The 22,427-nt window shown below is 61.6% G+C and carries 15 protein-coding genes; 6 read left to right on the top strand and 9 right to left on the bottom strand.

From position 1 onward, the window contains the following. Positions 1–128: 128 nt before the first annotated feature. The gene (locus tag C482_RS17845; RefSeq protein ID WP_006169195.1) at positions 129–1,634 is read right to left on the bottom strand and encodes a hypothetical protein; all 1,506 of its coding nucleotides are present in this window, start codon (positions 1,632–1,634) and stop codon (positions 129–131) included. 463 nt (positions 1,635–2,097) lie between these two features. Next, positions 2,098–2,811: a hypothetical protein gene (locus C482_RS17840; protein WP_006169194.1), complete on the bottom strand. Its 714-nt coding sequence runs from the start codon at positions 2,809–2,811 to the stop codon at positions 2,098–2,100. 245 nt (positions 2,812–3,056) lie between these two features. Here C482_RS17840 and C482_RS17835 point away from each other — a divergent pair, with 245 nt between their 5' ends. Both C482_RS17835 and C482_RS17830 read left to right on the top strand, forming a co-directional pair. Then, positions 3,057–4,892 carry a S9 family peptidase gene (locus tag C482_RS17835; RefSeq protein ID WP_006169193.1) on the top strand — a complete coding sequence of 612 codons (1,836 nt, stop codon included), beginning with the start codon at positions 3,057–3,059 and terminating at the stop codon, positions 4,890–4,892. Positions 4,893–5,025: 133 nt separating this feature from the next. Next, positions 5,026–6,051, top strand: a complete 1,026-nt coding sequence (locus tag C482_RS17830; protein WP_006169191.1) for a lysylphosphatidylglycerol synthase transmembrane domain-containing protein — start codon at positions 5,026–5,028, stop codon at positions 6,049–6,051. Between the two features lie 288 nt (positions 6,052–6,339). Here C482_RS17830 and C482_RS17825 read toward each other — a convergent pair whose 3' ends face one another. The 3 genes from C482_RS17825 to C482_RS17815 form a co-directional block, all read right to left on the bottom strand. After that, complete coding sequence (locus C482_RS17825) at positions 6,340–6,861, bottom strand: hypothetical protein (RefSeq protein WP_049896949.1); 522 nt, start codon at positions 6,859–6,861, stop codon at positions 6,340–6,342. A gap of 160 nt (positions 6,862–7,021) precedes the next feature. Next, positions 7,022–8,083, bottom strand: coding sequence for an NAD(P)-dependent glycerol-1-phosphate dehydrogenase (locus C482_RS17820; protein ID WP_006169187.1), 1,062 nt, complete (start codon positions 8,081–8,083; stop codon positions 7,022–7,024). Positions 8,084–8,334: 251 nt separating this feature from the next. Next, positions 8,335–9,324 carry an NAD-dependent epimerase/dehydratase family protein gene (locus C482_RS17815; RefSeq protein WP_006169186.1) on the bottom strand — a complete coding sequence of 330 codons (990 nt, stop codon included), beginning with the start codon at positions 9,322–9,324 and terminating at the stop codon, positions 8,335–8,337. A gap of 260 nt (positions 9,325–9,584) precedes the next feature. Here C482_RS17815 and C482_RS17810 point away from each other — a divergent pair, with 260 nt between their 5' ends. Together C482_RS17810 and C482_RS17805 are read left to right on the top strand one after the other, a co-directional pair. Next, complete coding sequence (locus C482_RS17810; protein ID WP_006169184.1) at positions 9,585–10,052, top strand: hypothetical protein; 468 nt, start codon at positions 9,585–9,587, stop codon at positions 10,050–10,052. A 107-nt stretch (positions 10,053–10,159) separates the two neighbouring features. Next, entirely contained in the window at positions 10,160–10,840 is a 681-nt protein-coding gene (locus tag C482_RS17805; RefSeq protein ID WP_006169183.1) for a peroxidase-related enzyme, read from the top strand. 521 nt (positions 10,841–11,361) lie between these two features. On the opposite strand, the gene gltB is transcribed toward C482_RS17805, so the two are convergent. Then, positions 11,362–16,011 carry a glutamate synthase large subunit gene (gene gltB / locus C482_RS17800; RefSeq protein WP_049896946.1) on the bottom strand — a complete coding sequence of 1,550 codons (4,650 nt, stop codon included), beginning with the start codon at positions 16,009–16,011 and terminating at the stop codon, positions 11,362–11,364. 499 nt (positions 16,012–16,510) lie between these two features. Then, entirely contained in the window at positions 16,511–17,992 is a 1,482-nt protein-coding gene (gene proS, locus C482_RS17795; RefSeq protein WP_006169181.1) for a proline--tRNA ligase, read from the bottom strand. A 234-nt stretch (positions 17,993–18,226) separates the two neighbouring features. Here proS and C482_RS17790 point away from each other — a divergent pair, with 234 nt between their 5' ends. Continuing rightward, positions 18,227–19,912, top strand: coding sequence for an alpha-amylase domain-containing protein (locus C482_RS17790; protein ID WP_006169180.1), 1,686 nt, complete (start codon positions 18,227–18,229; stop codon positions 19,910–19,912). A gap of 114 nt (positions 19,913–20,026) precedes the next feature. Beyond that, positions 20,027–20,998, top strand: coding sequence for a quinone oxidoreductase family protein (locus C482_RS17785; protein WP_006169179.1), 972 nt, complete (start codon positions 20,027–20,029; stop codon positions 20,996–20,998). Positions 20,999–21,018: 20 nt separating this feature from the next. On the opposite strand, the gene C482_RS17780 is transcribed toward C482_RS17785, so the two are convergent. Together C482_RS17780 and C482_RS17775 are read right to left on the bottom strand one after the other, a co-directional pair. Next, on the bottom strand, positions 21,019–21,210 hold the full coding sequence (locus tag C482_RS17780; protein WP_006169178.1) for a hypothetical protein: 192 nt from the start codon (positions 21,208–21,210) through the stop codon (positions 21,019–21,021). Between the two features lie 37 nt (positions 21,211–21,247). Continuing rightward, positions 21,248–22,336, bottom strand: a complete 1,089-nt coding sequence (locus tag C482_RS17775) for a hypothetical protein (protein WP_006169177.1) — start codon at positions 22,334–22,336, stop codon at positions 21,248–21,250. Between the last annotated feature and the right edge of the window lie 91 nt (positions 22,337–22,427).

Genomic DNA, 22,427 nt, shown 5'->3' with positions numbered 1-22,427 from the left:
GATCGCTCTGACAGCAGCATAGCCGCCACCATTTGCCGATTTCTGCTGAAAAAGAACCACATAGCAACCGGCGAACGGACGTTCACCGGTAGGACGTTACGACCGTCAGTCGTCTGTTACTACACTTGTCAGTCGAACAGTTCGTTCGCGAGTTCGATCTCATCCGAGAACTGTTCGGCCATCGACGATGGACCACTGGCCTGGTGTCCCGCGTCAGCCTTCGTTTTGTCGTCCGTCTTGAGCGCTGCAGCGTCATCCGTTGGCTTGTCTCGATCCTTCTTATCTGGCTTCTCTAGCGCTTCAGCGTCAGGTTCGTCCTTCTCGTCCTTCTTATCCTTCTTCTCGTCCTTCTTGTCCTTCTTATCCTTCTTCTCGTCCTTCTTGTCCGGCTCCTCTAGCGCCTCTGCATCTTCCTCGTCTTTCTTGTCCTCCTCAACGTCGAGCGGTTCAGCGTCCTTCTTATCGGCTTTCTTATCCCTGTCTTTCTCTTCCTTCTTCTCGTCCTTCTCGTCTTTCTTGTCCTCCTCAACATCAAGGACTTCAGCCTCTTCTTTGTCGTCTTTCTCAGCTTTGTCCTTCTTGTCCTTTCTGTCCTCTTTCACATCCTTCTCATCGTCTTCCTCAACGTCGAGCAGTTCAGCGTCCTTCTTGTCGTCGTCTTTTTCGATCTTCTCGTCTTCATCTTCCTCCGTCTTGTCAACTCTCTCATCCTTCGCTGGCTTCTCGTCCTTCTCGACCGGTTCAGTCTTTTTCTCGTCGTCCTTGTCAACAGCGTACTCTGGCTTGTCAGTCTCTTTCTCCTCTTTCACCGGTTCGTCCTTCTTCGGCTCGTCAGTCACCCGCTCTTCCGTCTCGTCCTTCTCACCAACCGGCTCATCCTTCTCGGGTTCATCGACCTGTTCTTCCTTCTCTGGTTCGTCAACCTGCTTCTCGTCGTCTGTCACAGGCTTCTCGTCATCTTTCTCGTCTTTTTCAGGTTCCTCAACCGGAGCTTTCTCGTCATCTTTCACCGGCTCCTCGTCCTTCGCTGGTGCATCGTCCGCTTCAGGCTTGTCAACCTGTGCTTCATCGTCTTTCTCTGGTTCGTCCACTGGCGCATCGTCGTCGATTGGCATCTCGTCGACAACGTCGTCCATCTCGAGCGTCACGAGAACGACGTTCGGCCCGTACCGATCCACAAGCTCATCCAGCGACAACTCGGCTGGGTCGACATCACTGTCGCAATCGAGTGTCACCGCGTCCTGATCGAGGGCGATATCCTCGCCGTCTGCGGTGGCGGAGAACTCGTAGGTGTCATCGGGCAGGCCGACAAACGTTACTTCGTCGTTCGCTGGAACCGTCACGGTCAGCGAGTGGGTGGTTTCCGTACCGTCGGCAGCAACCTCACTCTCGGTCTGGAGGGTCGCCAGGAGCGCTCCCTGTGTCTGGATCTGGAGCTGGTCGTACTCGGAAGTCCAGGTCATCGTCAGTTCGGCATCGCTATCCGTCGGATTCTCGACGGAGATGTGAGGGTCGTCCTCGCAGTCTTCGGTTACCAGAAGTTCATCACCGAGCCCGGCGTCCGCCGGCTCGTCGTCTTGCGCCCCGACTGCTGCTGCCCCGCCGACGCTCGCAACGGTGAGTCCGACAACCACGACAATCGTGAGTAAGCCTGCTAATAGGCGTTTTCGCGTGTCTTTTCGCCCTATGCGTCCATCTAGTTTCTGTGTGACTGTGTCTCTCATCAACGCGGCCCTCGACGGTAGCACTTGAGAGAGTCGTTCTTTGTTATGCTCACCAGACACAATCGTAATGATTGTCAGGAAGACAGGACTGCCTGTACACTCTATTCGAAATCGTGGCGTGGAAATAAACACTCGGGAAAATCGTGGTTTCGTTCGATGCAACCGTTTCTCCGTGACTGTTGAACCGTTTCAGCGCCGACAACGGGAACGAAACACTGGGCTGGAGGGCGCTCACGAAGACAGGAATCCCATTTCGAAGCGTCGACACTCGACCTTCCCGGCTGCTATCGATCATTACTCGGGTTCCAATCGACACTGCGTCGTGTGGCCGGCATTGAACAGGGACTTGTCGTGTCAGTCGGTCGTTACTCTGCTACTCGTCGGTTTCGTTCGATTCCTCGTCACTGCCGCCATCGCCGCCAAACGTCTCCTCGAAGAACGAGTCCAGTCCGTCGAAGAAGCTACCGTCGTCGTCAACACCGTCGTTTGCCGTTCCCTCATCACCCCCTCTGCTCTCGGTTGCACTGTCCGTGTCGCCAACTGTCTCGTTTTGATCGTCGTTGCTTTCGTCTGACACTGTGTCACTGTCGGTCTCGTTGAACACCGACTCATTTCTGTTGCTGTTGCTGTCGCTGTCGTTCTCGTTGCCGTCTGCGTCATCCGTCTCCACATCACCCTCCGCCACGTTGCCACTGTCGGTCGTCGACTCGTTCTCAGTTGCCTCTGTACCAGTGTCTGTGTTCGAGTCCGAATCCGAGTCCGACTCTCCAGCTGGCGACGCACTCGAGTCCCCCGCCGCGCTACTGCCGTCGCCAGTGTCGAGGGACCCGGGTGTGTCGCCACCGCTGTCTGCGGTGGTATCGGTGTCGCCGCCCATCAGTTCGGGACCGACAACGGCAACAGTGGTGCCGAAGGCAACGAGGACGATAAGGATCGTGAGGAAGACGATGGCGGTGCCGCCGTTGGGGTCGTCCGGTGGGCTCGAGGCTACCGTGGAAGGAGAGGAAGAGTCTGAGGCTGAGATAGAGGGTGTATCGCTGCCAGCGCGGTCCGTGCGGTCAGAGCCATTCGTGCCGTCGGCTGTCATCAGTCGGACGAACCCGCCGAGCGGCCTTTGTTAAGCGCAGCAATTGCCACGACGCCGGACAGAATCAAGCCGAGTTTTGTCACTGAGTGGGATCAAGCCGAATTTTGTCCGCGAAGCGCACCATCCTGTGTCGCCGACAGACGAGACGGCCGGGGGACGGTACCAGAACAAGTAGTTGCAGACTACTGGACGCCCGCCTCGCCGCAACCCAAACGACTACCGGGACCCACGCCACAGCGTCTGGTATGCCAGCATACGAAATCGAACGCTATCTCAACGTTCGCAGCGCCTACGGAGCCTCGTTCGGCCCGGACGGCGACGAACTCTCGTTCCTGATGGACACGACTGGAACGCCGCAAGTCTGGACGCTCACCGGTCCTCGCGAGTGGCCCGAGCAACGGACGTTCGCCGACGAGCGGGTGACGTTCGCTTCTTGGTCACCCGAGCGCTCAGAGCTGATCTTCGGCATGGACGAGGGCGGCAACGAGCGCGCACAACTGTTCCGACTCGACGCAGAGACCGGCACAATCGAGAACGTGACGGCGATGCCCGACGCCAAACACCGCTGGGGCGGCTGGAGCCACGACGGCGACCGGTTTGCGTTCACCTCGAACCGCCGCGATGAGGCCGTCTTCGACGTCTACGTACAAGACCGGGACGAAACGGGCGACGAAGCAGAACTCGTCTACGAGGGCGACGGCTGGCTCTCCTTGTCCGGCTGGAGCCCCGACGACACCCGACTGCTCGTCTCCCAGGCCTACTCCAACTTCGATCAGGATCTGTACGTGCTTGATCTCGAAGCAGACGAACCAGCACTCGAGCACCTCACGCCACACGAGGGCGATGTCCGCTACCAGAGCGCGAGCTGGGCACCCGACGGCGAGGGGATTTACCTCGTCACCGACCACGGCGACACTGACACCCTTGATCTGGCCTACCTCGATCTCGAATCGCGGGCACTCGAGTCCGTCGTCGCTGACGAGTGGAACGTCGACGGCATTGCGCTGGACGACGAGACGGGCCGGTTCGTCTACTCGCAGAACGTGGAGGGCTATACGGAGTTGACTGTCGGTGAGTTCGATGCGGACGACCCCACAGAATTCGAGGAGTTCCCCGAACCCGACCTGCCGGGTGGCGTCTCCGGTGGCGTAAGCTTCGATCCCGATGCGGAGCGCTTCGCGCTATCGACGACAGGCGATACGGTCAACACGAACGTCTTCGTGGTCGATATCGAAACCGGTGAGGCCGAGCGCTGGACCAGCGCGCCGACTGCGGGGATTCCTCGCGAGACATTTGACGAGTCCGAGTTGGTCCACGTCGAGAGCTTCGACGGGCTGGAGGTGCCGGGCTTTCTCACGCTTCCGGACGAGGAGAGCGAAACTGAGGCTGGCAGCGACAACGGCGCGCCGGTCATCGTTGACATCCACGGTGGCCCCGAGAGCCAACGTCGCCCTTCTTTCTCCAGCGTCAAGCAGTACTTCCTTGACCGGGGCTACGGCTACTTCGAACCGAACGTCCGCGGCTCGGCGGGCTACGGGGCAGACTACGCCGCGCTCGACGACGTAGAGATGCGGATGGACTCCGTTGCAGACATCGAGGCCTGCGTAGAATGGTTGCAGGACCACCCGGCCGTCGACCCCGATCGCATCGTCGCGAAGGGCGGCTCCTACGGCGGCTTCATGGTGCTTGCCTCGCTAACCGAGTACCCAGAGCTCTGGGCGGCCGGCATCGACATCGTCGGCATCGCCAACTTCGTCACCTTCCTCGAGAACACCGGCGACTGGCGGCGTGAACTGCGCGAGGCGGAGTACGGCTCGCTCGCAGAGGACCGGGAGTTCCTGGAAGAAATTTCCCCGATCAATAACGTCGAGCAGATCGAGGCACCGCTGTTCGTGCTCCACGGTGAGAACGACCCGCGCGTGCCGGTTGGTGAGGCCGAACAGATCGCCGAGGAGGCCGCGGAGCAGGGCGTGCCGGTCCGCAAACTGCTCTTCGACGATGAGGGTCATGGCTTCTCGAAGCTCGAGAACCGTATCGAGGCCTACTCGGAGATTGCAGAGTTCCTCGACGAGCACGTCTGAATCGGCAGGCCGTTCGCAGTTGCGGACATATCTGAGAAGCCACCCGTGTAGCTGAGAACACGTCCGCGTGCTAACAAACGGCCAGCGTTTCCGATTCACTGGCGTTAACCCGCTGCAGGCGCGTACCGATGGTATGCACTGGCGGCGGGCGGCCGGCGGGCTCACAGTCGCCGTCGTAGTCATCGGACTCTTCATCTACGGCGTCGGCTGGGACGCCGTCCTCGACAACGTTCGAGCGGCCCATCCCGCCGCGCTCACCGCCGCGCTTCTCACCGGTCTCGGCATGCTCGCGCTCCGGGGCCTGCTCGTCAACCAACTCCTCACACCGGTCGAGGGTGCAGCCCGCGGCACCGCGTTCGCGACTGCCTACCTCTCGGGATACTTCGCCCGCAGCGCGCTTCCCTGGGGCCGCTCGACTGGCACCCCCGTCACCGCCTACTTGCTCGCGAACAACTCCGACTCCGAGTTCGAGGACAACCTGGCCGTCGTCGCCGCTGCAGAGGGATTCAACGTCATCGGCAGCCTCGTCATCGCCGGCCTCGGGGCAGCCATCTTCGTCCTCACCGGCGACGGCTCGCTCGATTCGATCGGTGCCAGTCTCGCGGTTCTCGGTGGCGGCGGACTCCTCACCGCGAGCGTCGTCGTCATCGTCTTCCACCGCGGCGTCGCGAGACAGGTGTCACTCGAGTTGGCCGGCCACGCGGAAACCCTCGTGGGGAAGCTCCCGTTCTCGCGGCTGACACAGTTGGAGGGGGCGCTGACGAGTCGGATCGACGGCTTCTTCGGGACGCTAGAAGCGATTCAGGCGTCGCCGCGGACGCTCGTCGCGGCGTTCGGAATCGCGGTCGTGAGTTGGGTGTTCAACGCGGTCCCGCTGTATTTCGGGCTGGTCGCGCTGGGCGTCGACGTACCGCTGGCGCTGGTGTTCGTCTGTGCGCCGCTGGCGTCGTTCGGCGGCGTCGTGCCGTTGCCCGGTGGGAGCGGCGGCATCGAGGTCGTGCTAGCGAGTTTGCTCGTCGCCACGGCTGGCGTTCCGGCGGATGTGGCGACGGCGGGAGCGATCCTCTACCGGCTGACGACCTATTGGGCACACCTGGCGATCGGTGGTATCGTCGCGCTCGCGGTGTCGCTGCTCGGGACACAGCGGTTTCAGCGGTAGCGCGGACAAACCTCTGTGGGCGGCGGTCATCGATGACATCAACGGCGTTATCGATCACGGTGTGGCCGACGACGTTTCGCGGGCGACGGGTCCCCGTCGGCTTTTCGAACACGTCCGGGCCGACTCAGCGGCGACCATACGTGTGTCTCGTCGGCGACGATTCCGTGAGTAGAATTGAGTAGCAGATTGAGCACGACCCGGTCGCTGGACGACGGTTTTGGTGCAACTGCGACCGGCTGAGCGATACCCGTGCCGCGTTAGATCTCCGCCCAGAAGTCCTTGGGGTAGTCAACACTGTTCGGCTTCGTCTTGCTCTCTGTGCAGCCGAACTCTGAGTACGAACGCTTCGTCTTCGACGTAGAGCGCATCCGTTGGTGGTGCTGGCTCCGCATGGTAGGCTGCTTCAGCAGCGGTTGCACGGTCATCGTCTGGCGCTACTCCTGTCAGTCCGCCGTCGCCGATCGTGGTCACTGTGCTCGTTCCGTCGGACCGCTCTTCCGCTGTGATTTCTCTCGCCGCGTTGAAGAGGACCTCGAACAGTTCAACGCCGTCGAACCGATCGTCGTCGCTGTCGTACACGTGCTTGTCGTCGGGCCGCTCCGACTCGGAAACGAACTCTCCTCGAAGGTACACACGTTCGGTCGTAGTGGTGCGACAATTGCTCTCGTCTTCCGCGTTCGTTTCGGATTCCGATTCGTCGACCTCCTCGTGTTCGCCGTCAGTGCTGTTTTCGGCTCCGGGACCGATTGAGAGACAGCCGGCTACCACTCCGAGGAGGACCGCTCCCATCACACGACGGGGAATCGACATATGTGTGTATAGAGTGTGTCAAATAATAAGCGTGTCGTCACTACGGAAATATCAAAACAAATCCACCTGAGCGCGAAACAGCTGGTACCGATCTACTGGTACTGTTGGCGCTTTTTGGGACGTGTTCGAGAACACCGAAAACGGCGTTACAGAGACCCTTTCAGGAAATAACGCCCGTCTTCGTCGCAACCTCGCGAGCCGCCTGCTCGTCCATCCCGTCGCCAAGAATCGTGTAGCGGTCGCGAATCTCGTGGCAGGTCGTCAGCGCCTCAATAACTGTTTCGTCGTCGATATCGAGTTCCGCTGCGGTCGTCGGCGCGTCGATGCTCGCGAGTGCGTCGCGGATATCCTGCCAGATACCGCGCTCGCCGCCATGCAGGTAGGCCGTCATGATCGAGCCGACGCCGACCTGGTGGCCATGCAGTGCCGCATTAGGTGCGATCCGATCGAGTTGGTGGGAGAAAAGGTGTTCCGCGCCGCTTGCCGGCCGCGAAGAGTCGGCGATACTCATCGCGACGCCGGAGGACATGAGCGCCTTCGTGACGACCCAGGCGGACTCCTCGAGTCCCGGCCGAATGAGGTCGGCGTTGTCCACGAGAATTTCGGCGGTCATCTCCGAAAGCGCGGCGGCGTACTCGGAGTACTCGACGTTCTTGAGCCGTTTTGCGAGTCGCCAGTCCATCACGGCGGTGTAGTTCGAAATAATGTCCGCACAGCCGGCGGTCGTCAGGTCCCAGGGAGCCTCGGCCAGGATTTCGGTGTCGGCGACGACCGCGAGCGGCGGCTCGGCTGCCACGCTGTGGCGGGTGTTTCCGTCCGGGACGGAGCCGCGATTGCTGATAACGCCGTCGTGGCTCGCCGCCGTCGGCACCGAGAGAAAGCCCATCTCGAGGTGGTCGCTCGCCATCTTCGCGATGTCGATGGCCTTGCCGCCGCCGACGCCGATAAGGTAGGAGACCTCCTCCGCTTCTGCGGTTTCGATAACGGTTTCGACCGAGTCGAACGTCGCGGATTCGATCGTCACGATCGCGGGGTCGATACCAGCCGCTTCGAAATCTGCGGCGACCGGTTCCGCGGCGACCTGCCGCGGCGTCGGACTCGTCACCAGCAACGGCCGTCCCTGAAGGTGCAGGTCGTCGACGACCTCGACGACCGACGACCGGACGCCGTGACCGACGACGACGTTTCGGGGGAGCCGAATCCACGTCGACTTCTCGAACATAGGTGGACTGAGTCACCCCCGGGATATACGTGTTTTTCCTCGACAATGTCTCGCCGCGAGGGCGCGTGGCGATGACAGCGCCGACACGGAGATAACAGTGGTAGCGGACGGGCGACAGCGGCGGTACGGCAATGACAGCGACGGTGCAGTGGTGACCGCGACGGTACACCGTAACAGTGGCGGCGACCCTTACCCGTGAACGCTTACGCCCACTCTCTCGTCGAAAACCAGTTGAAGATAATGATTCGAGATCAGAGCGTCTCGAGTATCCCCAGCACACGCTCTTCCGCCTCCCGATCCGGCCCCTGCGCTCGTCCGTCACGATCACTCTCGAGATGGTCTTCGGCCGACTGTTCCATGGCCGACTCGAGTGGCGTCGACTCCCAGCCGAGGGCAGTGAGTTTCGCCGTCGACAGGACGTGGGGGTACTCGCGGTAGAGTGGGTAGTCGGTGGGGTCGATCTCGCCGGCGGCGAGTTCTCGCGGGCCGGCGTGGACGATGTCGACGGTGGTCTCCAGTGCATCCGCGATCAGGTCGACCATCTCGTCGAACGTCACGAGTCGCTGGTCGCCGACGTTGTACGCCTCGCCGGCCTCGCCGCGCTCGGCGACGATACGGAGCGCGCTCGCCACGTCGTCGACAAATGCACGGTGCCAGACGTTGGTGCCGTCACCCGGCACCACGACGCGGTCGTGCTGGTTCACCCGGTCGATCCAGAAATCGAGCCGTTCGGTGTAGTCGTCGGGTCCGTAAACGATGCAGGGACGGACAGACATGGCGTTCACGCCGCGGTCGGCAGCCGCCTCGATGGCGCGGTCGCCCTCCGCCTTGCGCTTGCCGTAGGTCGCGTCCGAGTCGTCGGTCGCCTCTTCAGGCGAACAGGACTCGAGTGGCGTCTCGTTTTCGCGCTTGGGTATCTCTTCGCGGCCGTAGGCTGCGCCGCTCGAAATATAGACGTAGGCCTCGCAGTCGGCGAAAATACGAGTGGCTGCCTGTACGTCCTTCGGGTAGTAGGCGACGCAGTCGAAGACGGCATCAGGGTTGGTGGTTGCGGCGGCCGCCTCGAGTGCGGAGTCGTTGGTGCGGTCGCCCTCGATGTGGTCGACGCGGTCGTCGTCCGCGAACGGGTTCTCGCGGGTGCCGCGGTTGAGAAGGGTGACGTCGTAGTCGTGCTCCAGCAGGTCCGAGACGAGGTGGCGGCCGATAAATCGCGTACCGCCGATGACGAGTGCGGTGTCCATACGGGCACATCGCGGACGTGTGGGAAAACGGTAGCGGATGCGTCGAAAGCGGTCGTCGCGGCAACGGCGGCTTCAGCGGCTGGTGACGGCGCTCAGCGACGGTGCACGCTTACGCACGCTCAGGATTTATCCGCATAATCTGTGTAGCACGCCCGTCGGACGCACGCACTGCAGTCGGCGAATAGTTCATCGCGCCGCGGGAGAGTTCTCGCGGCGCACGCATCGACCACTCGGTTCAGACGGAGACGGCGATCAGAACGATGAACGACCGATCCAACCGAAACGATCGCCGACGATCGGACGAGCGAGAGGCACCGAACGAATCCGAGAGACGGCACGCGGGCGAACGAGACCAGGGGAACCGTGACGACCAACGGTCACAACCGCGCGGCGACCGCGAGCAATGGCCACAGGATGAGGGACGGCGCGAGCCACGGGACCGGCGCGAGCCGCGGGGCCAGCGGGCGCGCAACGGCGAGCAGGGGAGCTGGACGGAAGACCGGTCGGACGCCCAGCAGTCGAACGAAGCGTCCGGCGAAGAAGACCGGCGGATGGACGAGGAGCCGAATGATCGTCGTGCAGACGACGATATGAGCAACCGACGCCACGTTCACGAACGCGACCCGGTCGACGATCGGGACAGAGATCGTGAGGACCCCGGTCCGAATAACGACACAATAGCAGTCGGCCGACGGCCAGACGAGTCACACGCAGTCGGCATCCCGTAACCGTTGTTTTTCGACCGGCTCGCCAGTGCTATCTGTGCAGACGCCGTCCATCCACCACACGCGAGTGAGGACCGTGAGTTATTACGCTGACGTGTGAATCGGCGTGCATGAGCGATCAAGACGACGCACCCGACACGGAGTCGGACTCGAGTACAAACTCAGACACGGACCCGGAGTCAGCCGACGATGCAACTGCAGCATCGAGCGCCACGCCGGCCCTCGCAGACGACGCCATGGCGAATTTCCCAGTCCCGGACTTCGAAGAACTCCCCGAGGATCTTCAGGAACGTATTCTCGAGGAAACCGAGAGCGCTGGTTTCACGCCGAACGTCTTCTCCGCGTTCGCCTACAAGCCCTCACACTTCCGGGCGTTCTTCCAGTACCACGACGCGCTCGTCGAGGACACCGCACTCGAGCGCGAGGAGATCGAGATGATCGTCGTCGCGGTCTCCGGTGTGAACCATTGTCACTACTGTAACGTCGCACACGGGGCGCTTGTGCGGATATACGCCCAGGACCCGAAGTTAGCGGACCAGCTGGTCGCGAACTACCGAAGCGCGGATATCAACGAGACTCACCGTACGATGCTCGATGTTGCCGTGGCGCTCACCGAGCGACCGATGGAGGTCGAGCAATCGGACCTCGATCGGCTCCGGGAAGCCGGATTCAGCGAGGAAGCACTGTGGGATATTGCCGCCGTGACAGCGTTTTACAACCTGAGTAATCGGATGGCCATGTTCGCTGAGATGCGACCGAACGACGAATTCCACACGCTCGGACGGGATTGACGATTGCGGATAAATGATTAGACGATGCTAAAGATTAAGTTAGTCGGCGTAAAAGGTGTAGCCGTAATGGAGGTGAAAACCTGAACTCGGTGACCCAACAGCCGACTGACTCTTGCCGCGACTACCCTGACTGGATCAGATCGTGCCAGGATCAAACGACACCCGCCAGGTAGGACGCGGTACTCGAAACTGCGGTGACGCGACGCCAGTATCACGTGGTCAGTCTTGGCGATCGCGTTAATCGACGACTGAGCTCCTGTATTTGTTCGTCGATTCGATCGTTCATGTGAGAGGATTCACGACAAGTGGTTCTGATACGCTACTAGTAGCAGAGTCGAAGAATGGATATTCTAGTCGTCACTGGGTACCGTAACCGACATCTGATTATTTCCATGCCACCTGCTGGTATGTGGGCACCTCGTCTCCGGTTGCAGAACGAAGCAGATAGCAGTCGAACTCGAGTACGGCTCCCTGTGTACAGCCCCTTGGTGTGCCAGTCGGAAAGGAGGACACCGATCCGCTCAATCGTCGCTCGCGGCGAATCCGGCGGATTCAGCGTCTGCGTCGGCGTCCGACTCAGTCTCGGTTTCGGGCACCCCGGGTAGTTCGCCCCGAACGTCGTCCGATCCCTGTTCGGTGATCGCCTTGTGATACGCATTGGGCATGATCTTCACGAAGGCGTCCAGTGCACACGCCCAGTCCTCGAGCAGTTCGCTACCGCGTTCGGAGCCCGTGTAGGCGACGTGGTTCTCGACGAGGCGGCGTAGCATCTCCTCATCTTCGTCCTCGAGGTCGTCGTGGAGTGAAACCATTCCGGTGTTTGCCTTCCGTTCGAATTCGCTGTCTGGGTCGTAGACGTAGGCGACACCGCCGGACATGCCGGCTGCGAAGTTCGTGCCGGTCTCGCCGAGGACGGCGACGACGCCGCCGGTCATGTACTCACAGCCGTGATCGCCGACGCCCTCGACGACAGCCTTCGCGCCGGAGTTGCGGACGGCAAAGCGCTCGCCTGCGACGCCGTTGACGTACAGCTGGCCGTCGGTTGCGCCGTAGAGCGCGACGTTGCCGATCGCGACGTTCTGGCTCGGATCGTAGGCCGCGTTCTCCGGTGTTCGGACGGTGATTTTTCCACCCGAGAGACCCTTCCCGACGTAGTCGTTCGCGGCACCGGTCAGGTGCATCGAGACGCCGCTCGCGAGGAACGCACCGAAGCTCTGGCCGGCGGTGCCCTCGAGATCGGCCGTGATCGTGTCCGCCGGGAGGCCGGCCTCGCCGTAGCGGCTGGTGATCCGGTTCGAGAGCATCGCGCCGACTGCGCGGTCGACGTTCGCTACGTCCGTGGAGAGAGCGACCGGTTCCCCACCGTCGATCGCGTCCGCCGCGCTCTCGATGAACTCGCGGTCGAGCTGGTCGTCGAGGCCGTGGTCCTGCTCACAGACCTTTCGACGTACGTCTCCGGCGGGCTCGGCAAGCACAGCCGAGAGGTCGACGGTCCGGGCCTTCGGGTGCTCGACATCGTCGCGCTGGGCGAGGGCGTCGACCTGGCCGATCATTTCGTCGACGGTCCTGAACCCTAACTCGGCCATGATCTCGCGCAGTTCCTCGGCGATGAACGTCATGTAGTTGATGACGTGCTCGGGTTCGCCGGGGAAGCGCTTGCGTAGATCCTCGCGCTGGGTGGCGACGCCGACCGGACAGGTGTTCTTGTGACACTGGCGAGCCATCACACACCCCGAGGTGACGAGCGAGGCCGTGCCGAAGACGTACTCCTCCGCACCCAGCAGGGCGGCGACGGCCACGTCGCGGCCGGTCTTCATGCCGCCGTCGGCGGAGACACGGATGCGGTCGCGCAGGCCGGTTTCACAGAGCATCTGGTTCGCCTCTGCCAGCCCGAGCTCCCACGGGAGCCCCGCGTTCTTGATCGACGTGCGCGGCGAGGCACCCGTGCCGCCGGAGTGACCCGAAATGTGCACCACGTCGGCGTTGGCCTTCGCGACGCCCGCCGCGACCGTGCCGATGCCGGCTTCGGAGACGAGTTTGACGTTGATATCAGCATCCTCGTTGGCCGCCTTCAGGTCGAAGATCAGCTGCTTCAAGTCCTCGATGGAGTAGATGTCGTGCAGCGGCGGCGGCGAGATGAGCCCCACGCCGGGAGTCGACTTTCGAACGTGGGCGATCATCTCGTTGACCTTCTCGCCGGGAAGCTGGCCGCCCTCGCCGGGCTTCGATCCCTGAGCCATCTTGATCTGCAGTTCGTCGGCCGAAGAGAGGTACGTCGAAGTGACCCCGAACCGGCCGGAGGCAACCTGCTTGACGTTGCACTCCTTCTCCGTCCCGAAGCGCTCGGGGGGCTCGCCGCCCTCGCCCGAGTTGCTCTTCCCGCCGATACGGTTCATCGCGATCGAGTTGTTCTCGTGGGCCTCCGGCGAGAGCGAGCCCAGACTCATCGCGGCCGTCGAGAACCGCTCGACGATCGCTGTGATCGGCTCGACCTCCTCGATCAGGACCGGGTCGCAATCGGAGTCGAACTCGAGTAGCCCCCGAAGCGTCTGCAGATTCTGGTTCTGGTCGTTGACCAACTCGGCAAATTCCTGGTAGCGCTCGTAGTCGTTCGAGCGAACGGCTTGCTGGAGCGTGCCGACTGTTTCTGGATTCCATTGGTGGGTGAGACCGTCAGAGCGGTGTTCGAACTCGCCGTAGCGGTCGAGGTCGGACTCGTCTTCTGCGCCGAACGCCGTCACATGGCGTTCGAGAAGGTCCGCCTCGATTTCGGCGAGGCCGATACCCTCGGTGCGGTTCTCGGTGCCGGAGAAGTACTCCTCGACGAGATCGGAATTCAGCCCCACTGCTTCGAAGATCTGGGCTCCCTGGTAGCTCTCGACGGTCGAGATACCCATCTTGGCCATCGTCTTCAGGAGGCCGTTCTCGAGTGCGCCGATGTAGGCGTCGATGGCGGTTTTGGTAGCCGCGCCGTCGGGGCCGGCCGTGAGGTCGGCGATGGTCTGGTAGGCCAGGTACGGGTTGACCGCGCCAGCGCCGTAGCCGACGAGCGTCGCGAGCTGGTGGACGGTGCGTGGTTCGCCGGACTCGACGACGAGGCCGACGTGGTTTCGCAGGCCGTTGCGCACGAGGTGGTGGTGGACGCCGCCCGTCGCGAGCAGGCTCGGAATCGCAACCCGCTCGTCGTTGACGCCGCGATCTGAGAGAATGAGCACGTCGTGGCCATCCTCAATCGCTGCAACGGCGTCTTCGCGGACGCGCTCGATGGCTTCTCGGAGCTGGTCGCCGGTTGGGTCGTCGCCCACATCGGCAGGATTTGCGGGTTCTGCGGGTTCTGCGGATTCTGCGGATTCTGCGGATTCCGATGGCGAGGTGGGCTCGTAGGTAATATCGATCGTCGCCGCCGTGATCCCGCTCGTCGAACAGTCGCGGATCGACGCGAGGTCGGCGTCGGTCAGCACGGGCGAGTCGACGACGAGCTGGCGGGCGTGAGCCGGCGACTCGTCGAGCAGGTTCCGCTGGTACCCAAGCCGGCTCTCGAGGCTCGTGACGAGTTCCTCACGGATGTAGTCGAGGGGCGGGTTCGTCACCTGTGCGAACAGCTGCTTGAAGTACGAGAACAGCGGTCGGTTGTACTCGGTGAGGACCGACAGCGGTGTGTCGTCACCCATCGAGCCAACCGGGTCCTTGCCCTTGGTCGTCATCGGCTCGAGGAGGTTCTCGAGTTCGTCGTGCGTGTAGCCGAACGCGACCTGCTGGTCGCGCAGGTTTGAGACGGCATCACGGGGCACGCTGTCCTCGGTCTCCCGGATGTCTGCGAGGCGGACCTGCTCCTGGGCGACCCACTCACTGTAACGCTCGTCAGTGAGGTCGGCGAAGATCTCATTGTCGGGGATGACCCGACCCTCCTCGGGGTCGGCGAGGAAGAGCTGTCCCGGCTGGAGGCGGCCGCGCTCGGAAATCTCGGCGGGGTCGGTTTCGATCGCGCCGGCTTCACTCGCCATGATGAGGCGGTTGTCCGTCGTCACGTCGTACCGGCAGGGACGGAGGCCGTTGCGATCGAGCACGGCTCCGATGCGATCACCGTCGGTCGCCGCGACGAGGGCGGGGCCGTCCCACGGCTCGACCAGCGAGGCGTGGAAGTCGTACCAGTCTCTGCGCTCTCGTGGCATCGACTCGTCGCCGCGCCAGGCCTCGGGGACGAGCATCCGAAGGGCGTGGGCCAAGTCGCGGCCGTCCTGCAGGAGGAGTTCGAGTGCGTTGTCGACGCTTGCGGTGTCTGACTGCTCGGGGTCGTCAATGATCGGTTTGACGGCGTCGAGGTCGGACAACACGTCGCTCTCGATGTCCGTCTCCCGTGCGCGCATCCAGTTGATGTTCCCCTGAATCGTGTTGAACTCGCCGTTGTGGATGACGTTCCGGTGCGGATGGGCCAACTGCCAGGCCCCCAGCGTGTTCGTCGAGAAGCGCTCGTGAACCATCGCGAACGTCGACTCCAGGCGCTCGTCGGTGAGATCCAGGTAGTAGGACGGAACTTGCTCACCCTTGAGCAGCCCCTTGTAAACGACCGTCTGTGAGTCGAGCGAGCAGACGTAGAAGCGCTCACTCCCGTCGATATCGGCTGCCGAAACCGCGTTCTCGAGTGCCCGGCGCGCGACGTACAGTCGCCGGTCGAACTCGTCGCCGCTCACGTCGTCGGTCGCCGTGACGACGACCTGCCAGACAGCTGGTTCCGACTCGAGTGCAGTCGCGCCAAGGCCGTCATTTTCGGTGGGAACGTCACGCCAGGCGAGCACGTCGAGGTCGTAGCTCTCGAAGGTATCCTCAAGCAACGAGACGAGGCTCGTGCGGGCAGTGTCATCGGTTGGGAAGAAGAGGGAGCCAACGGCGTAGCTGCCCGGTTCGGGAAGGTTGGTCTCGAGTATCTGGTCGAAGAAATCGTGGGGCGTCTGCAGCATGATCCCCGCCCCGTCGCCGGTGTTCGATTCAGCGCCGGTGGTGCCTCGGTGTTCGAGGTTGACAAGGAGATCGAGACTCTCAGCGACGATGTCGTGGCTCGACCCACCATCGAGGTCCATGACGACGCCGACACCGCAGTTCGACCGGTCGTCCGTAGGCGCTGCGAGCCCCTGCGAACGGCCGGTGGATGGTGCTCTGTGTGGCTGTGGCATACCGCGTCCTTCCGAGAGCGGATATAAGAGGATACTCCATAATGACTAAGTGTATTATAGACGCATATGCATGGATATAAGGTATATATTTCGACAGTAGCTGAGTGAGAAGCGTCGGTTTGTGTATTCGGTCTCGAGTACTGTCCACTGTGCTAGAGAGTTGTCTCGGTCACAGTAGCGGCCGAAACAGCGCAGGAAAGTGTCAGAGGCACGCAGTGTTCACCCATCAGAGTGAACACCACACCAGTAGTTTTGACGCCATTGGTAAGCACTCTTGGGTTAAACCATTAGGTGTTGCTGAGTGACTCGTTACGCAGCAGGTGGTCGCTCCCGTTGCTTCCACCATCAACGTCCAGTATTGCGATTTGTGCTGACAGACGGTTAGACAGGCGAGCACGCACGATACACTCACCACTACCGTGCCGTGATAAAGCGAAAACCTGCGTGTGGTCGGTCGGACTCGGAGGCGTGATAGTGAGGAGACTGAATCGGTGACGTGTCAGTACGATTTCGCGAAGTATGCGACCTCGTCGGCTGCGTCGCCACAGACGCCACACTCGTCGTGGTCGGGTTCGGGAACCTCGCCTGCCGTCGTGCCGCCCTCGTCCTCGAGGGGCTGCATGACGATTTCGGCGGCGATTTTCTCCTTGATAACCTCCTCACAGGCTTCGTCGCCACACCACGGCGTCTTCACGTAGCCGCCGTGCTTGCCGAGCGTCCCGAGGATGTCCTCTGGACTGTGGGCCTCGCGAACGTTCTCCTCGAGATTCTCAGCTGCCGTGTCGTACAGCTTGTCGAAGATCGTCTCCAGATGGTCGTCGACTGCATCGACAATGCCGTCACGATCCTCGACGGCTTCCTCGTTGTCGGGCCGGTGAACGAGCGTGACTTCCTCGTCCTCGACCTCGTATGGTCCGATCTCGAGTCGAAGCGGGACGCCGTTGAGTTCGTGTTCGTTGAACTTGAAGCCGGGATTGCGCTCGTCGCGGTCGTCGAGTTCGACGCTGAAGCCAGCGTCATCGAGTTCGTCCGCGATATTCTGGGAGTACTCGAGTACGTCGTCTTTCGTGTCCTCCTGCCAGATGGGGACGATGGCAACCTGCGTGGGCGCAATGGTGGGTGGGAGTACGAGCCCCTGGTCGTCGGAGTGGGTCATGATGAGCGCACCGAGTGCGCGCCAGGAGAGGCCCCACGAGGTGGTGTAAGCGGTTTGCTCCGCCTCGTCTTCGTCGACGAACGAGATGTCGAACGCCTCGGCGAAGCTCTGGCCGAGGTTGTGGCTGGTCGCGCCCTGAACGGACTTGCCGTCGGGCATCAACGCCTCCACCGTGGTCGTGGTGTCCGCACCGGGGAACTTGTCGTGTTCGGGTTTCTTCCCGCGCAGGACGGGGATTGCAAGGACCTCCTCGTAGACCTTCTCGTACTGGTCGAGGCGAGTCCAGACCTCCTCCCAGGCGCTCTCGTCGGTCGCGTGGGCAGTGTGGCCCTCTTGCCACATGAACTCCTTCGTGCGGAAGAACGGCTTCGTCTCCGTGGCTTCCCAGCGGACGACCGAACACCACTGGTTCAGTCGCAGCGGCAGGTCACGGTGGCTGCGGGTCCAGTCTGCCATGAACGGCGCGATGATCGACTCACTGGTCGGGCGCACGGCGAGGCGCTCCTCGAGTTCGTCGTGGCCGCCGTAGGTGACCCAGGCGACCTCGGGGTCGAAACCTTCGACGATGTCCTTCTCCCGCTCTAAGAAGCTCTCAGGGATGAACATCGGGAAGTAGACGTTGTCGACGCCGGTCTCCTTGAACCAGCCGTCGAGAGCGTCCTGGATGCCCTCCCAGAGGGCGTAGCCGCGGGGTTTCGTAACGATGAATCCGCCCATCGGTGCGTAGTCCGCGAGGTTCGCCTTCTGGACAACCTCGGCGTACCACTCACCAGGTTTGTGCGATTTCGACTCGGTGATACCGAGTTCCTGACTCTCGTTGCTCATACCACGACATGCAGTCAGCGCGGTCTTAAACGATGCGAAGGTGGGTCGGGGAGTGTCACACTCACTCGCGAACGCGACGTCGATCCGCTGTGTCAGTTCATCGAATGATACTCTTTCGAACTGTTGGTAAATTCATTATGTATTATTACTTCTCATGTGATTGTCCTGGTTGCAATGGGAGATAACCACAGCCACAGGAAGAATCAATCCGTGGGGATCGACCGACGTTCCCTCATGAAAGCCAGTGCAGCCCTCGGAGCGCTCGCAGTCTCCGGCTCACCGCTCGGAGTGACGAGCGCCCAGTCGCTGCCCGATCAGCCCGACGCTGCGGATGGAACGGTTGCCTACCAGTACTTCCACGCGACGTGGACCGACATCGAGGCCGATGTTCCCCGCCTCGACAGCGCCGGCATCGATAGGATCTGGGTTCAACAGCCTGCGCGAGGCAAACTCGATTGGGACGACCTCTCCTACGACGGCGAGTACGGCTTCTACGACGAGACCTCACCGTACGGCTTTCGGGACCCACACCCACCGGTCGGCTACCAGCCAGTCGACCTGCAGGATCTCGATTCGACCCTCGGCACCGAGAGCGAACTCGAGTCGCTGATCGACACCTGCCACGACCACGACATCGAGGTCATCGTCGACGTTGTGTTGAACCATATGGCTGCCACAGACGGGCCCGACGGCTACGTTGAACTCCCGCAGTTCGACCGCGACGAACACTTCCACGACAACGGGACGCTGGGCGAGGACTGCCAACTGGACGGGGAGGCAGCGGAGTACGAGTGCGACCTCCTCGGACTCCCGTCGTTCGATGTCGAACTCGCGACTGTACAGCAGGCCCACGAGGACTACATCCAGCAGATCGACGCCCTCGGTGCCGACGGGCTCCGGTACGACGCCGCTGGTCACGTCTGGCCGTGGTACTTCGAGTCCGAGATCAACGCACTCGCAGACGACCTCGATCTCTGGCGCGTCGGTGAAATCTGGGACTACGACATCGATCGGCTACTCGAATTCGCCGACACCGGGATGACTGTGTTCGACTTCCCGCTGTACGACGCCATCGTCGACGCGTTCGAGGGCGGCAGCATGGAAGCGCTCTCACAGGACGCGGCGAACGGCGTCGTACACCACGAGCCAAGCGTCGCGGTCACCTTCGCGCAGAATCACGATACCGTCGGTCCAGGTGTAACCGAGGGTGAGGCAGAGGGCCGTGCGGTCGAACTCGCCGAGGCGTTCGTTCTCGCGTACGCTGGCATGCCGATGGTGTACCGTTCCGGGCCCGAGGATCGGTCGGAACTCGACAACGAGGCGTTCCGTGATCTCGTCTCTGTCTCCCAGGAGTTCGCCTACGGCGAGGTGATCGACCGTCACGTCGAGCACGATACGTATGTCTTCGAGCGCAGCGGAAATCTGTTGGCGGGCATCAATACACACGAGTCGACCGAGTGGACTGACTGGGTCGAAACGTCCTGGCCGAACGAGACACTCGTCGATCACGCCGGCGGGCAGCAACCGGTTACCACCAACGACGAGGGGTGGGTCGAAATTTCGGTTCCGGCTGCGGGATGGGTCATGTATGCGCCTGATGAGGAAGATGACGGGGACAATGGAGACGGCGATGATGACGACGGCGACACCGACGAAATTACGATCCAGATGACGGTTGACGTCGACTACGGTGAGTCCGTCTACGTCACCGGGAGCACGGACGTACTCACGAACTGGGGCGGCGGAATCGAGGCCACCTGGACAGCGGGCAACGTCTGGGAAGTCACCATCGAGGACCCCGGCGAGTTCGAGTGGAAGACCCGTCGCGGTCCGAGCGGTGAAAGTGGCGGCGTCTGGGAACAAGGAGCCAACCACGACGAAACCGACCTTCATCCCACCCATCAGGGCTGGGAGGAGTAGTCGCGTCGTTTGGTTTCCGTCTCACCCATCACTGGCGACGCCCCCGTCGACAACGATTGACACGTTCTTCCACGTTCGCTGACTTTTATGCGAGTGTGTTACAAATGGAAGCGTATGCAGGCTATCGAGGTAACAGCGTACGGAGACAGCTCGCAACTCGAGGTTACCGACGCCGATCTCCCCGAACCGGACGCGGGCGAGGTCCGGATCGAGGTCGAGGCCACCGGGATCAACTTCGCGGACATTATGCAGCGCCGCGGCGTCTACCCGAGCGGCCCAGAGCCGACCTACGTTCCAGGTATGGAGGCCGCGGGCACGATCGATGCCACCGGTGAGGGCGTCGATCTAGACGAGGGTGACCGCGTCGTTGCGATGCTCAACACCGGCGGCTACGCCGAGTACGCCACCGCGAACGCCCAGATGCTCTTTCCGATTCCAGCGGGAATGAGCTTCGCGGAGGCCGCCGGCTTCCCCGTCCAGTTTCTCACCGCTCACAGCTGTCTGTTCGAGTGGGGCGGACTCGAGAAAGGCGAAACCGTACTCATCCAGGCTGCCGCCGGTGGCGTCGGCACCGCCGCCGTCCAGTTAGCCTCGAACGCGGGCGCGGAGGTCTTCGGTACCGCGAGCACGCAGGAGAAACTTGATCTCGCAGCCGATCTCGGCTGTGATCATCCGATCAACTATACGGAGACAGACTTCCGAGAGGTCATCGACGAGGAAACCGACGGCGAGGGTGTCGATTTGGTCCTCGAAAGCGTCGGCGACGACGTCTTCGAGCGCAGCCTCGACGCAATGGCCCACTTCGGCCGCATGGTCACCTACGGGGTCGCGAGCGGCGTCCCAGCCGAAGCCGAGAACCGCCGGCTCCTCTTCGAGAACAAGTCTGTCTCCGGCTTCCACCTCGGCCAGGCCTCCTACCACGACCCGAGCAAGATCATGAAAGCCGTCCCCGAACTCACACAGGGACTGACCAGCGGCGACCTCGAGGTCGTCCTCGGCGAGGAGTTCGCACTCGAGGACGCGGCCGATGCACACCACTATATCGAGGACCGGAAGAGTTCGGGGAAAGTCGTTCTACGGCCCTGAACTGCCAGCGATCGGGTGATTTATACTCTGAACTGCCCGCCCGCTGTTGGCTCCGTTTGTTCGCCGGTCTCGGCCGCTGCACCGCTACTTTCTGTTCCGTCGTCGACATCGATCGACGCGTCGGGGATGTCGCCGTCGTTGGGATGACCGGAGAGATCATTGAGACAGCCAGGGAGCCAGTACGAAGAGTGAGAAAAAACCGAGGTGCCCAAGAGTTGCGTAACCGTGTGCCGGTACGCAGTGTGCCAGTTACTCGGTGTCGACTTCTCTGTTTCGCTCGCGATTCGCTTCGATAGGCTCGATAGTGTCGTTGTAGGCGACTTTAGTAACCTCGGAGACACCCGCTTCCTCGGCTTTTCGCCTGACGTATGGATCGGTGATGTCGTCTACCGAGACCATGCTCTCTGCCGTGACGTCACCGGATGCCGAAATGTCGTACCCAATATACGTGTTGTCCTCTTCGCTGATGACCTCGACTTTCGGGTGATCCCACTCAACATCCGTTCGAACGGTGATGTCGTATCCATCACTTGGCTCGTTCGCTTCAACGTAGAAGCGACATGCGGCACCCAATTCATCTCGCGGGTCTGCCCCGCCCGTCCATGTTCTGTACTTCCACCAGTAATCTGCGTGTTGCCCGTCCCCGAACTCTTCTCCGTCGTACCGGAAGGCATCGTAGATGTTGTACGAACTGATGGCAACGTTCGCAACGAGATTCAGTTCCGTGACGGCGACCTCAATCGACTCCTGGATACCGCTTCGCCAGTCAATGCTTGGGTCGCCATCATCCTGTGTCGCGCCAACCATCCGTTCATCACCCTGATCAGGAGCCAGGATCGAGGATGTGTGACTGCTCTGGTCGTTTTCTATTTCGAGGTAAATACCGCTGAGGTTCTCTGTCTGCTCCCAGTTTCCGTCAGGTTCGCTATCGAGTTCACTGCTTGCAGACGCTCCCAGAACGAACTGATGGAGGACCTGATCACCGATCTGATTGGACTCGATGCGGGAAACGGTCAACCCCTGATTCGACGCGAGATAAAATCCGCTGGTGGGGTTATTGGGGTCGCCAGTCCCATCGAAACTCTCCACTCGCCTCTCCCGAGACACGGTGAATTCCGGATCGAAGTCGGATGAAACGCCCGTTTCGTCGGCTCGCACGGTCGGTAACTGCTGGCCGACAATCGGTACGATTGCACCACCTGCAAGCCCCTTGAGCGCCGTACGCCGGTGGATTCGTCCGGACTGCGTTTCCGTTTCTTCACTGCTCTTTTGTGACTGATCCTCTCCGAATTCTTGACTGTCTTTTCCACCTGTGGATTTGCCATTCGAATTTGGCATAGTAATGACCCAATATAATTACTATTAAAACTTTCCACAAGTCAGATGCATTACTTCTTCGGATGGAGGCCTCCTTTTGCAGATGGAACAT

Origin of the sequence: Natrialba chahannaoensis JCM 10990 (genome assembly GCF_000337135.1) — an archaeon.
Lineage (GTDB): Archaea > Halobacteriota > Halobacteria > Halobacteriales > Natrialbaceae > Natrialba > Natrialba chahannaoensis.
The sequence above is the reverse complement of the archived record's forward strand: the minus strand, read 5'-3'. Positions and strand labels throughout refer to the sequence as shown.